This is a genomic window from Comamonas sp. A7-5, assembly GCF_039581385.1.
GTDB classification, from domain to species: Bacteria; Pseudomonadota; Gammaproteobacteria; order Burkholderiales; family Burkholderiaceae_C; genus Comamonas; species Comamonas thiooxydans.
Genome location: NZ_JBCPWO010000012.1, coordinates 115,799 through 128,361, shown reverse-complemented (window position 1 = coordinate 128,361; position 12,563 = coordinate 115,799). Strand labels below are relative to the sequence as shown.

Annotated in this window: 12 protein-coding genes and 1 tRNA gene; 5 read left to right on the top strand and 8 right to left on the bottom strand. The window is 56.6% G+C overall.

Translation table 11 applies throughout. From position 1 onward, the window contains the following. The first annotated feature begins 516 nt into the window (after nucleotides 1–516). Complete coding sequence (locus AAIL67_RS18845; protein ID WP_063664033.1) at nucleotides 517–1,284, top strand: response regulator transcription factor; 768 nt, start codon at nucleotides 517–519, stop codon at nucleotides 1,282–1,284. A 434-nt stretch (nucleotides 1,285–1,718) separates the two neighbouring features. Here AAIL67_RS18845 and AAIL67_RS18840 read toward each other — a convergent pair whose 3' ends face one another. Then, nucleotides 1,719–2,570: an AlpA family phage regulatory protein gene (locus AAIL67_RS18840; protein ID WP_224648609.1), complete on the bottom strand. Its 852-nt coding sequence runs from the start codon at nucleotides 2,568–2,570 to the stop codon at nucleotides 1,719–1,721. Nucleotides 2,571–3,111: 541 nt separating this feature from the next. Next, nucleotides 3,112–3,196: transfer RNA gene (locus tag AAIL67_RS18835), tRNA-Leu, on the bottom strand. A 40-nt stretch (nucleotides 3,197–3,236) separates the two neighbouring features. On the opposite strand from AAIL67_RS18835, the gene cysM reads away from it, so the two are divergent. The 3 genes from cysM to AAIL67_RS18820 all read left to right on the top strand — a co-directional run bounded on the left by cysM (nucleotide 3,237) and on the right by AAIL67_RS18820 (nucleotide 5,171). After that, nucleotides 3,237–4,142, top strand: coding sequence for a cysteine synthase CysM (gene cysM / locus AAIL67_RS18830; RefSeq protein WP_003069113.1), 906 nt, complete (start codon nucleotides 3,237–3,239; stop codon nucleotides 4,140–4,142). 109 nt (nucleotides 4,143–4,251) lie between these two features. Continuing rightward, nucleotides 4,252–4,875: an NUDIX domain-containing protein gene (locus tag AAIL67_RS18825; RefSeq protein WP_003069116.1), complete on the top strand. Its 624-nt coding sequence runs from the start codon at nucleotides 4,252–4,254 to the stop codon at nucleotides 4,873–4,875. A 68-nt stretch (nucleotides 4,876–4,943) separates the two neighbouring features. After that, nucleotides 4,944–5,171 carry a sulfurtransferase TusA family protein gene (locus AAIL67_RS18820; RefSeq protein ID WP_003052800.1) on the top strand — a complete coding sequence of 76 codons (228 nt, stop codon included), beginning with the start codon at nucleotides 4,944–4,946 and terminating at the stop codon, nucleotides 5,169–5,171. Nucleotides 5,172–5,258: 87 nt separating this feature from the next. Here AAIL67_RS18820 and galU read toward each other — a convergent pair whose 3' ends face one another. The 6 genes from galU to AAIL67_RS18790 all read right to left on the bottom strand — a co-directional run bounded on the left by galU (nucleotide 5,259) and on the right by AAIL67_RS18790 (nucleotide 12,194). Further along, complete coding sequence (galU, locus tag AAIL67_RS18815; protein ID WP_034352895.1) at nucleotides 5,259–6,146, bottom strand: UTP--glucose-1-phosphate uridylyltransferase GalU; 888 nt, start codon at nucleotides 6,144–6,146, stop codon at nucleotides 5,259–5,261. Nucleotides 6,147–6,217: 71 nt separating this feature from the next. Next, on the bottom strand, nucleotides 6,218–9,133 hold the full coding sequence (locus tag AAIL67_RS18810; RefSeq protein ID WP_063664030.1) for a valine--tRNA ligase: 2,916 nt from the start codon (nucleotides 9,131–9,133) through the stop codon (nucleotides 6,218–6,220). Between the two features lie 294 nt (nucleotides 9,134–9,427). After that, nucleotides 9,428–10,078 carry a VOC family protein gene (locus AAIL67_RS18805; RefSeq protein ID WP_003069123.1) on the bottom strand — a complete coding sequence of 217 codons (651 nt, stop codon included), beginning with the start codon at nucleotides 10,076–10,078 and terminating at the stop codon, nucleotides 9,428–9,430. A 194-nt stretch (nucleotides 10,079–10,272) separates the two neighbouring features. Further along, entirely contained in the window at nucleotides 10,273–10,848 is a 576-nt protein-coding gene (locus AAIL67_RS18800) for a YceI family protein (protein WP_343484563.1), read from the bottom strand. A gap of 82 nt (nucleotides 10,849–10,930) precedes the next feature. Then, nucleotides 10,931–11,494 carry a YceI family protein gene (locus tag AAIL67_RS18795; protein ID WP_003069127.1) on the bottom strand — a complete coding sequence of 188 codons (564 nt, stop codon included), beginning with the start codon at nucleotides 11,492–11,494 and terminating at the stop codon, nucleotides 10,931–10,933. A 151-nt stretch (nucleotides 11,495–11,645) separates the two neighbouring features. Beyond that, nucleotides 11,646–12,194: a cytochrome b gene (locus AAIL67_RS18790; RefSeq protein WP_045839915.1), complete on the bottom strand. Its 549-nt coding sequence runs from the start codon at nucleotides 12,192–12,194 to the stop codon at nucleotides 11,646–11,648. A gap of 124 nt (nucleotides 12,195–12,318) precedes the next feature. Here AAIL67_RS18790 and AAIL67_RS18785 point away from each other — a divergent pair, with 124 nt between their 5' ends. Further along, the gene (locus AAIL67_RS18785; protein ID WP_034352884.1) at nucleotides 12,319–12,519 is read left to right on the top strand and encodes a hypothetical protein; all 201 of its coding nucleotides are present in this window, start codon (nucleotides 12,319–12,321) and stop codon (nucleotides 12,517–12,519) included. Nucleotides 12,520–12,563: the final 44 nt, after the last annotated feature.

Here is a 12,563-nt window from a genome sequence, read left to right as displayed (position 1 = left end):
ATTCCTTTGAATAGCGAGTTCCCAGACAACTGAGAGTGTGTGAGCGAGAGACCGATGCTGGTTCGCAAAGGCCAGTGTTAACCGTCAACAAGTTCTGGAGTGCTTTGTTACGTTCCAAAACTGCTTTCGGTGAGGGCAGTTTCAGAAAACGACGGAGAAACAGTAATACCCCATTCAAAGATATTTTTTGAAGAATTTAAAATGATGAAAAAAATGATTGATTTGTTGTGGCTTGTGGATGATGTGCTATTGAAAGAATAGTGCTTGTTGGAAAATTCTTACAATGCTAAAAAATGTAATCTATATTTCTTTTTATTTTATATGTCCATTGTTTCAAAAATAAAGGGTTTACATCTATTTTTGTGATGAGATTAAGTTAATACCTTGTATTCAAGTATTAATTTGTAAAAATTTAAACCTTATTTTTCTTTATTTGTTTTTTGTGGATTTTCAATGGGAGGAATTCTATTTTTTCGCGAGATTCCCAAGAAATCGACTCATCAAATGGAGTGTCACATGTATCTATCCGACGCATTTATGAGCTCACGGTTTGATGATGCAGGCAGTGCAGAAGTCACATCTACTGTCTTTGGGCGCATGTGGCCGTCCGACATGAAGGGTCAGCAGAACCAGCCTGTGCGAGTCTTTCTGGTTGACGAAGACAGCCATGTCAGGAATGTGATCTCGCAGGAGCTCATGCGTGACCCGCGCACTCTTCTGGTAGGGCAGGCCTCCAGTTACAGAGATGCTCGTAAGAACATCTTTTTGCAAGAGTTCGATGTGCTCCTCATTGACCTGTCTCTTGGTGAAGGCCAAGGAACCGAGTTGCTGGAATCGATCCAGCTAAAGAGGCCTGACGTGCTGAGCATTGCAATTTCTGCAAGTGAAAACGACGACGCGGCCATGAATGCTCTTAAAAGAGGCGCTGTTGGGTACCTAGTGAAGAACTCATGGTTTGGAAGCTACTCGCAAGCTGTGCTGGAAGTTGCGAATGGTGGAGCCGCTATATCTCCAGTAGTGGCGAAGAAAATCATTCCAAAAATATTCAAGGCCAATTTTCATGAGGAAAGTATCTTCAAACACAAGAGCTTTGAGTCTCTGACTGAAAGAGAAGTGGAAATATTAAAATTGATAGCACAAGGAAAAAGCTCTCTCGAGGTTGCGTCCTACTTGCAAATAAGCCCTTTGACTGTGTCAACGCATATAAAAAATATTTATGGAAAAATGCAAGTAAGAACCAGGGCGCAAGCCGTCAGATGTGCAATATTGACGGGAATTATTTGAATACTGTTGTTAACTGTGTTCTAGGTCTTAAATGTAAAAATACTCTGTCTGAAATCTCATATTGAAATGATATTTGAGTCTGAAATATTTTTTGCAGGTTTCTTGATAGAGAAATTTCTTTCATGAGGTGGAAGGAGCTTTTACCTGGTCACTTTCAAGCATGTGGTCCTTGTTGGACAAAGCTTGCGTGCTGCTTTCACATGGCTGCGATCCAGCAGCTTTGACGCTTCATCGATGTCATGGATGGGTCGGCTGCGAAGTTGCGCATGTCGCACATAGGAATGGCGCGGATTCGTTTGCCAGCCTCTTCATTGCCGGTGACAAGAATGAGGTTGCCCTGTTGCAATAGCTGTTCGAGACATTCAACGAGTGGGCGGGACGGGAGATCGTGAGGCTGCCTCCTTATGAAGTAAATCTGAGCTGACCACTGCACTCTATTCGGCGGCACTAGGAAGGGGAGTCAATGAATGGGGATACCACTCCGAAATGACCGATGCTGCATGCGCATGTGCTGATCGCCAGAGGTCGCTCTGGCTGGAGCCAGGATGGTCTGGTAGTTCGATGTGTCTATCAGCTGCCCGAATAGCGAACCAAATGCCATGGTCCCTGTCTTGGTCTCGTCGCTGCTTCTTGAGGGCAGGAGCAGTAATCACGATCACTCTCTTATTGCCCGCTCTTGCATAGCCGATCTCAACCAGCGTTCCAAAAGCCTCCAGATCTTCGAGATAGGCGACAACAACGTCGGCCCGTGAGATGCCTTGAAGAGCTCCGCGATAGGCTGCGCTTTGTGGGTTGGAGGGAGAGTAAGAGTTCGCGCCATGCATGTATCCATGGCTGCCATTTCTCGCTTTCCACGGACCAGAATACATGAACCTCGTACGAGTTCCGTGAAATAGCATTTCTTCCGGCGGCGCGATCAGCACATCGGTATCTGAATTCTCGATCCCTAGATCACCAAGTGCCTTGGATCTGGATACGTCGAAGATTCGCCAACAGGAAAACTCTCTGCCCGGGTTCTCATTGTCTAAATCTGTCCCCATTTTTCCCGCCATGTAGACGACAGGTAGAACCAGGTTCGCTTGGCGGATTGCTTTGCTCGCCTGCAGCCAGCTTTCGACATCCGTTTCAAACCAGCCAATGGCTCTGTTGCTCATCGGTGTGGGATGAGGAAACTTGTCCTTGCGCAACAGCTTGTAGAGCATCGATCTTGATAACCCAGTCCGTGTCAGAACCTCATCGATAGGGATGACATTCTTTGTGAAGCGTGACGTGCTATCCGTAGACATATGGTTTCTTGAGCTCGTGTGCTGGGTGGATGAGCTAGCGTTAATTAATGCAATAAGTATTAAGTTCTGATAGCTATGTCCAATGTAGGAGTGGCTCTGAGATTGCTGTCGAATACGAACGATTTGTATTCCGTGCGTATTTTGATCTACTTTTACCCTTCGGAGGGACATGACGTTCCCGCCGCGCCTGCCTGCTTCGTGGGTGCAAATTACGAGCTGGTCGGCATATCGTGAACCTGCGCTAATGCACGGGATACACGGTATTTGGGTGATTTTTTTGTATGCGGGAAATTACGAGGCGTGCGGGATGCCAGGTCGACTGACGCCTTGTTGGCTGGGGCTTGAGGTCCGCGCCTCTGCCCAAAGCAAGAGCTGCCATCTCGCCATGCAAGCGGGAGGACACAGGCATGCTTTCGGATGTCGTCGCATGGTTTTTGCGCTAATCGTTTTTTTGAGATGCGCCAAATCGCAAATTCCGAGGGGAGCATTGTGGCAAAGAAAAAAGCCGTTAAGTCTTTGAGACTTAACGGCTTTTTGTATATGGTGCCCGGGGCCGGAATCGAACCGGCACGCCTTGCGGCGGGGGATTTTGAGTCCCCTGCGTCTACCAATTTCACCACCCGGGCTTCGCTTAGCGCAGACGCGAATTATGGCACAGTATTGGACATGAAAACTTATTCGACCATCGAACATGCTATCGGTCACACGCCGCTGGTGGCATTGCAACGCATCGGCGCAGATGCAAACCGTGAACGTGCAAACGTAGTGCTGGGCAAGCTCGAAGGCAACAACCCGGCTGGCTCCGTCAAGGACCGGCCTGCGCTGTCCATGATCCAGCGTGCTGAAGAGCGCGGCGAGATCAAACCGGGCGACGCACTGATCGAGGCAACGTCGGGCAACACCGGCATTGCCTTGGCCATGGCTGCAGCCATCAAGGGCTATCGCATGATTCTGATCATGCCCGAGGACCTGTCCATCGAACGCGCACAGACCATGAAGGCTTACGGCGCCGAACTGATTCTGACGCCCAAGAGCGGCGGCATGGAATATGCGCGCGATCTGGCCGACCAGATGGTGGCCCAGGGCAAGGGTGTGCTGCTGGATCAGTTTGCCAACCCCGACAATCCCAGGGCCCACTATGAAACCACAGGGCCGGAGCTATGGGAGCAGACCGGTGGTGAGATCACCCACTTTGTGAGTGCCATGGGTACTACCGGCACCATTACCGGCGTGGCCAGGTTCCTCAAGGAAAAGAACCCGAACATCAAGATCATCGGCGCTCAGCCTTCCGAGGGATCGCGCATTCCTGGCATCCGCAAGTGGCCCGAGGAGTATCTGCCCAAGATCTATGACGCTTCGCTGGTTGACGAGCTGGTCTATGTGACGCAGGACGATGCCGAAGACATGGCCCGCCGCATGGCGCGCGAAGAGGGCATCTTCGCGGGCATCTCGGCCGCCGGGGCACTGTGGGTGGCCCAGGAAATTGCCAAACGCGAGCAGAACGCCACCATCGTGTTTGTAGTGTGCGACCGTGGTGATCGCTACCTCTCTACAGGCGTGTTTCCGGCATGAGCAATGTCTTTTGCGTGATAGCGCAAAAGACAATCAAAGCTCCAAATGACAGTCAGCGCTTATCCATCAAGCGCTGAGTGCTACCAATATCAAGAATACGGAGAGCTTCATGGCTTATGAAGTCCGCTTTTGTTCCAACTGCGCGACTGAGCTGCAATGGATTGTGGCCAGCGAGGACAGCGGCGAGGTGCAGCGTCTGCGTTGCCCGAGTTGCGGGTTCACGCATTGGGGCAATCCCACGCCGGTGCTGGCGGCTGTGGTGGAGGGTGATGACGGCCGGGTGCTGCTGGCGCGCAATGCACTGTGGCAAGAGGGCGTTTTCGGCCTGATTACGGGCTTTATGGAAGCCGGTGAATCGCCAGAAGCCGGTATCTGTCGCGAGGTTCTCGAAGAGACGGGGCTGCGCGTGAAGGCACTGCGTCTGCTGTGCTGCTCGGAGTTTCTGCGCATGAATCAGGTGCTGATTGCCTACCATGTGCGCGTGCAGGGCCGACCCGAGGATGTGAAGCTCTCGCCCGAGCTGCTGGAATACCGCTGGCAGACGGCCCAGGAGTCGCTGTGCTGGCCTGCAGGCACGGGCTACGCTCTGGCAGAGTGGATCAAGCAAAAAGGCTTCGAGCCGCGCTTTGGCGCTTTCCGTCCCGGTCAGAACCCGGAGCCTGATCCGGCCAAATGGCCTGTGCGACGCTGGGCCGAGGACACTCGCTTTACGGTGGCACCGGCTCTGGATTGAGCAAAGACCGCGTTGGCACTGCCAGCGCCCGGTTTTTCTACAATCGGCGCTGACGAGGAATCCACCCTATGCATGTAGACCAAGAAGTTGACACCCGCGGCCTGAACTGTCCGCTGCCCATTCTCAAAGCCAAGAAAGCGCTGGCTGCCATGCAAAGCGGTCAGTTGCTCAAGGTCGTGGCCACGGATACCGGCTCGATACGGGACTTCCAGGCATTTGCCAAGCAGACCGGCAATGAACTGGTCGAGCAGCAGACGGTCGGTGATGAATTCATCCATATCCTGCGTCGGCGCTGAGCGCTGAATCGGCCTGAGAGCATTGGACGGACAAAAGGCCTGCAAGCGCAGGCCTTTTGTCATCAGAGCGGCTTTGGCCGATCTTGCTTACAGGCTCAAGTTCTTGAGGTATTCGCGAAAGCTGTCGCCCACATCGGGGTGCTGCAGCGCCAGCTCCACCGTGGCTTCCAGAAAGCCTTCCTTGCTGCCACAGTCATAGCGCTTGCCAGCATACTGGAAGGCATAGACGGCTTCATGAGCCATCAGTCGTTCGATGGCATCGGTCAGCTGGATCTCGCCACCCACACCCTTTGGCTGGTTGCGGATCTCGTCGAAGATGGCGGGTGTCAGCACGTAGCGGCCCGCCACACCCATGCGCGATGGCGCTTTCTCGGGAGCGGGCTTCTCCACGATCTCGTCGATGCGCATCAGTGGGCCGCCTGCGGGCTCGCCCTTTACGATGCCGTAGCGCTTGGTGTGCTCGAGCGGAACTTCCTGAACGGCCAGCAGAGAGCGGCCCTGCTTCTGGAAAGCGGCCGTCATCTGTGCCATCACGCCGGGGCCGCCATTCTCTCCGGTCATCAGGTCGTCGGCCAGGATGACGGCAAAGGGTTCATTGCCGACCAGGGGTTGCGCGCACAGAACGGCATGGCCCAGGCCCAGGGAGCGGGGCTGGCGCACGAACAGGCAGTTCATATCGGCAGGGCTGACGCTGCGCACCAGGTCCAGCATGGCCTGCTTGCCGGCATTCTCCAGCTCGTTCTCGAGTTCGTACGAAGTGTCGAAATGGTCTTCAATGGCCCGCTTGCTGCGGCCGGTGACAAAGACCATGTCGCGGATGCCTGCCTCGTACGCCTCTTCCACGGCGTACTGGATCAGCGGCTTGTCCACCACAGGCAGCATTTCCTTGGGTGAAGCCTTGGTGGCGGGCAGAAAACGGGTGCCCAGGCCTGCAACTGGGAACACGGCTTTGCGGACGCGGGTTTGATTGCTCATGTGCTTGTCTTTTCTGGATGGAAAAAAGGCGCAGTTGCCTGCGCCTTGTTTTGGAGAGAGTTTAGCGGGGTTTAGCCCAGACGAGCGAGCTGCTCGTTGATGCGTGTCAGTGTCGCGCCGAAGTCGGCCAGGCGCTTGCGCTCCTGTTCCAGCACTGCGGCAGGAGCCTTGGCGCAGAAGGCCTCGTTGCTCAGCTTGCCGTTGGCCTTGACGATCTCGCCTTCGAGGCGCTTGGCTTCCTTGGACAGGCGGGCCTTCTCGGCTGCAACGTCGATTTCGACAAACAAAGCCATGCGGATGTCGCCCAGGACGTTGACCGGAGCAGTCTGTGCGGCGGTGGCCCATGCGGCTTCGTCATCGAACACCTTGACTTCGCTGAGCTTGGCCAGGTTCTTGAGCACGTCGGCATTGGCGCGCATAAATGCCGAGTCCTCGGCATTGCCGGCCACGGTGAGCAACGGCAGGCGTTGAGCGGGCGACACGCCCATCTCGCCACGCAGCGCGCGGCAGGCATCCACCATCTGCTTGATGCGGCCCACGTAGGCGATAGAGGCTTCGTCGATCTTCTCCGGCTGTGCTTCGGGGTAGCGTGCCACGGCGATGGACTCGCCCTTGAGTCCGGCCACGGGGGCGACCTGCTGCCATAGCTCTTCGGTCACGAACGGGATGATGGGGTGGGCCAAGCGCAGAATCGCCTCCAGCGTACGGATCAGCGTGCGGCGCGTGGCGCGCTGCTGGGCCTCGTTGCCGGTCTGGATCTGCACCTTGGCGATTTCCAGATACCAGTCGCAGAACTCGTTCCAGACGAAGTCGTAAATGGCATTGGCCACGTTGTCGAGGCGGAACTCGGCAAAGCCCTTGGCCACTTCTGCCTCGACCTTTTGCAGCTGCGAGCTGATCCAGCGGTCGGGCTGGCTGAAGTGCATATAGCCAGCGAACTCGCCGCCCGGTTGGCACTGCTCCTTGGTGTGGGGTGCCAGGCCGCAGTCATGGCCTTCGCAGTTCATCAGCACAAAGCGCGAAGCATTCCAGAGCTTGTTGCAGAAGTTGCGGTAGCCCTCGCAGCGCTTGCTGTCGAAGTTGATGCTGCGGCCCAGCGATGCCAGGGCCGCAAAGGTGAAGCGCAGTGCGTCCGCTCCGTAGGCGGGGATGCCTTCGGGGAATTCCTTTTGAGTGTTCTTGCGCACCTGAGGAGCGGTCTCGGGCTTGCGCAGGCCGGTGGTGCGCTTTTCCAGCAGCGGCTCCAGCGAGATGCCGTCGATCAGATCCACGGGGTCCAGCACATTGCCTTCGGACTTGCTCATCTTCTTGCCTTGCGCATCGCGCACCAGGCCGTGGATGTAGACATGCTTGAACGGCACGCGACCCGTGAAGTGCGTGGTCATCATGATCATGCGGGCGACCCAGAAGAAAATGATGTCGTAGCCCGTCACCAGTACCGAGGAGGGCAGGTAGAGGTTGAAGTCGTCATCGGCCGCGTGGCCCTGATCGGGCCAGCCCATGGTGCTGAAAGGCACCATGGCGGAGGAGTACCAGGTGTCCAGCACGTCGGCATCGCGGGTCAGCTTCTTGCCAGGGGAAACCTTGTCAGCTTGTGCCTGGGCTTCGGCTTCGTTCTTGGCAACGTAGATATTGCCTTCTTCGTCATACCAGGCAGGAATCTGGTGGCCCCACCACAGCTGGCGCGAGATGCACCAGTCCTGGATGTTGTTCATCCACTGGTTGTAAGTGTTGACCCAGTTCTCGGGCACAAACTGAACTTCACCGGAAGCGACGGCGTCGATGGCCTTCTGGGCGATGGACTTGCCGCTCGGGTCCTGGTCGCTGACCTTGCTCATGGCGATGAACCACTGGTCGGTCAGCATGGGTTCGATCACCTGGCCGGTACGGTCGCAGATGGGCACCATCAGCTTGTGCTTCTTGATCTCGACCATCAGGCCCAGCTCTTCCAGGTCGGCCACGATGGCCTTGCGGGCCACGAAGCGGTCCATGCCGCGGTATTTTTCAGGTGCTTCGTCGTTGATCTTGGCGGTCAGCGTCAGCACGCAGATCATGGGCAGCTTGTGGCGCTGGCCCACCTGATAGTCGTTCTGGTCATGCGCAGGCGTCACCTTCACCACGCCGGTGCCGAATTCGCGGTCCACGTATTCGTCGGCGATGATGGGGATCTGGCGGCCCACCAGAGGCAGGGTCACGGTCTGGCCGATCAGGGCGCGATAGCGCTCGTCTTCGGGGTGGACCATCACGGCCACGTCGCCCAGCATGGTTTCGGGGCGGGTGGTTGCGACCACCAGATTACCTTCGCCGCTGGTCAGCGGGTAGGCGATGTGCCAGAGCGAACCATCCTTTTCCTGGTTCTCGACTTCCAGGTCGGAGACTGCCGACTGCAGCACTGGGTCCCAGTTCACCAGGCGCTTGCCGCGGTAGATCAGGCCTTGCTGGTACAGCTTCACAAAGGTCTCGGTCACCACCTTGGACAGCTTGTCGTCCATGGTGAAGTATTCGCGGCTCCAGTCCACGGTGTCGCCCATGCGGCGCATCTGGGTGGTGATGGTGTCGCCAGACTTTTCCTTCCACTCCCAGACCTTTTTGGTGAACTCGTCGCGGCCCAGGTCATAGCGGCTCACGCCCTGAGTCTGCAACTGGCGCTCCACCACGATCTGGGTAGCGATGCCTGCGTGGTCGGTTCCGGGAATCCAGGCCGTGTTGTAGCCCTTCATGCGGTGGTAGCGTGTCAGCGAGTCCATGATGGTCTGGTTGAACGCATGGCCCATGTGCAGCGTACCTGTCACATTGGGTGGGGGCAACTGGATGGAGAAGTTGTTGCCTGCAGCGGTAGCTTCGGTACCGGGCTTGCCTGTGCCGCGATAGCCGGCATTGCCGTAGCCGCGCTTTTCCCACTCAGGGCCCCAATGGGCTTCGATGGAGGCAGGTTCAAAAGACTTGGAGAGGCTGTCGAGGCCGGGCTGTTGAATGGTGTCGCTCATGGCTGCGGTACAAGAACTCTGGAAATGAAAACGGCATCCTGAAAAGGGATGCCGTCTGCATGAAAGATAAGGACGGATTGCCAATGATTTTAGCGATCCGATCCGATGATGAGCGCGGTAGGTCTTATTTCGCCCTCTTGCGCTTATTTATCAAGCGCTTGTAGCTATTCAATTAGCGAGACTTCGCTTGATGTACCACGCCAGAGACGTCGAGCAAGGCCTGGGCGGCCCCAACCGCCCCGCAGCGAGGGCGTCGTCCCCCTTGGGGGAAGCGGCGTAGCCGCTCAGGGGATGTTACTTACCAGGAACAAACTCCGGCCGGTCGTTGTTCTGCGGCTTGAGGGGAGCGCTGGACTTGCCCTCGGCACGTTCCTTGCGCCACTGCTCCTTGCGGGCCGTCCACTCGTCCAGGCGTGCATGGGCGGTCTTGCTTTCCTTAAGCATCTGCAGCTCGTCGGCCAGCTGGGCCGTCAGCTCCAGGCGGATGCCGTTGGGGTCGAAGAAGTAAATGCTCTTGAAGATGTGGTGATCGGTCACGCCCAGCACTTCCACGCCGCAGGCCTGCAGGCGGGCCTTGGTGTTTTCCAGCTCCTGCACGGAGTCCACGCGGAAGGAGATGTGATTGATCCAGATCGGAGTGTTGGGTGAGGGCAGGGCCGCTTCGTCGTCGCCAATGTCGAAGAAGGCGATGAAGGAGCCGTCCTTGAGGCGGAAGAAGAAATGGGTGTAGGGGCAGTACTCGCCCGTGGAGGGGACGTAGTCGCTCTGGATGATGTGGTAGAGCGGCAGGCCAAGAATGTCCTCGTAGAAGTGACGAGTCTCTTCTGCATCCTTGGCCTTGTAGGCGTAGTGGTGCAACTGCTGCACGGCTGCAGGTGCGGGCAGCTGGCTCATGTCCGCACGCCGGGGCTGGGAGTAAACCGGGGTAGGGGCGGCTTGGCTCATGCGATGTCTCCTTCAATTGTGTGAGTGAGATTATTCTACTATTCGTAATCAATTAACCTAAAGTAAATTTTTTAATGAAAGGGATTTGTGTCTGAAGCATGCCGCAGACGCAAAAAAGCCCGGACCGCTTGCACGGGCCGGGCCAAAGAGAGAGCCCGCAAAGGGCTTCACTCGAGAGCCTTTGCGGACCTGGATTACTGCTTCACGGCTTCGATCTGCAGGACCAGGCGCACTTCCTTGGGGAAGCCGTAGGGAATGCCGTAGTTCACGCCCCACTGGGTGCGGTCGATGGTGGCCTCGAAGTCGCCGCCGCAGACTTCACGCTTTTGCAGCATGGGGCTTTCGTAGCAGGTGAACTTGTTGGCCTTGACGGTGATGGGGGCGGTCTTGCCCAGTAGGGTCAGCTGGCCGGTCACTTCCTTGAGCTTGTCGCCGTCAAACACGAACTTGTCGGAGACAAACTTGGCTTCGGGGAATTTTTCCACGTTGAAGATGTCGGCGCTTTGCAGATGCTTGTTGAAGGAGGGCGTGCCGGAGTTCACCGAAGTCATGTCCAGAGTCACTTCGACCTTGCCGGTCTTGCCTGCCTTGTCGAACTGCACGTTGCCGCTCTTCTTGTCAAAGCGGGCACGGTTGGTGGAGGCGCCAAAGTGATCGATCTCGAAAGTCGCAAACGTGTGTGTGGGGTCGATGGCGTAAGTGGCTGGTGCCGCCTGGACAGCGGTGGCAAACAGGGACGCAGCGGCCAGAGCGAACAGAGTGGAACGCATGGTGAATACTCCTTCAGGGATTGGAACTATCAAAACATGAGCTTTCAGCGCTTGCCTATCAAGCGCTGGAGCCGAAAAACGCTTAGAGCTTGCCGACGCCAGTCAGAGCCAGCTTGAATTGCACATTGACCTCGTCGGCCACCATGGATGTGTCCTTCCAGTCGCCATCGCCTATCTTGAAGTTCAGACGCTTGAGCGCCAGCGTGCCGGCGGCCGTGGTGGTGGCGCCGGACTGGGTCAGCGTCACGGGCAGGCTCACCTTCTGTGCATTGCCCTTGATGGTCAGCGTGCCGTCCACCTGGAACTTGCCACCGCCCAGAGCCTTGACGGCACTGGAGTCAAAAGTGGCCTGAGGGAATTTGGCAACGTTGAACCAGTCTGCCTTGGGCAGTTCGGCATCGGTTTCCTTGGCGCCCATGGTGGCGCTGCCAGTATCGACCGTGAAATGGATCTTGCTGCTCTCGGGCTTGGCGGCGTCGAAGGCAATCTGGGCGTCGAACTTCTTGAAGTGCCCCTTGAGCGGCACGCCCATCTGCTTGGCTTCAAAGTTGACGGCGCTCTGTGCGGGCACCAGGGCTTGAGCGGCCTGTGCCGTGTTGCCCAGGAAAGCGGCTGCAATCAGTGCAGAGGAAAAAAGGACTTTCATCAAAAACTCCTTGTGATGAACATACAAAAAACTCAAAAGCCGGTACGGCTTGAAGGAGCGAGACAGCAAGCAAGCGCCGCCGCGCAGCAAAGCTGTTGTCCCCCTGGGGGGAAGCGGCGGGGCCGCCCCGGCAACGCCGCTCAGGGGGGGACTATTGGCCCGGAACCATGCGTGACAGCAGTCCGTCGCGGTCAATAATCTGATGCTTGATGACGGCAGCGATATGCATCACCACCAGGGCTGCCAGCGCATAGGCCAGATAGCCATGCCAGGGTTTGAGCGCTTCGGCCAGCTCGGGGCTCTTGCTCACCAGGTCAGGCAGGGGCAATTGTCCGAACAGCACGATGGGAAATCCTGCTGCCGAGCTGTACATCCAGCCCACCAGCGGGATGGCAAAGAACAGCGCATACATCAGGTGATGCACGCCGTGGTGGGCCATGCGCTGCCAGCCTGGCATGGTGCGGGTGACGGCTTCGGGCAGCTCCGGTGGTCGGTGGGTGATGCGCCAGACCAGGCGCAGCACGGACAGGATCAGAATCGTCATGCCGGCCCATTTGTGCCAGTTGAAGTACTTGAGGCGTGTGGGCGAGAAAGGCAGGCCTGTCATATAGAGGCCAAAGGCGAAGATGCCGATCAGTGCCAAGGCCAGAACCCAGTGCAGGGCGATGGCGGTACCGGTATAGCGGGAGCTCGAGTTCATGGAAACTGCAATCAGAAAGTGCGGGTCGCGGGCGCTGGAGGCCTGCTGAAATTGATATGCAGTGTATGAAGCGGAGAATGCAAAAAGGTTCAGCAGGATTGAGGGCTCGATTCAAAAAAGCTGAATGTCCGAACCAAAAAGCGCTGGCTTCAGCAAGGTCATCGAACATTCGATGCACAGCGAAGTGGGCGCATGCCGTTTTGCACGACAAGCACTAATGAAGGAAGTCGGTATTGATGAGTATCAATTTTCCGAGTATTTAACTTGTGAATTTGGGTGGCGAGAAATCATGCAGGCCGCTGTTTTTATACTCCGCGCCTCTTAGTCTTTTAAAAGACCAAAGCGTGGCGGACGGCCAAGGCTGGCGAT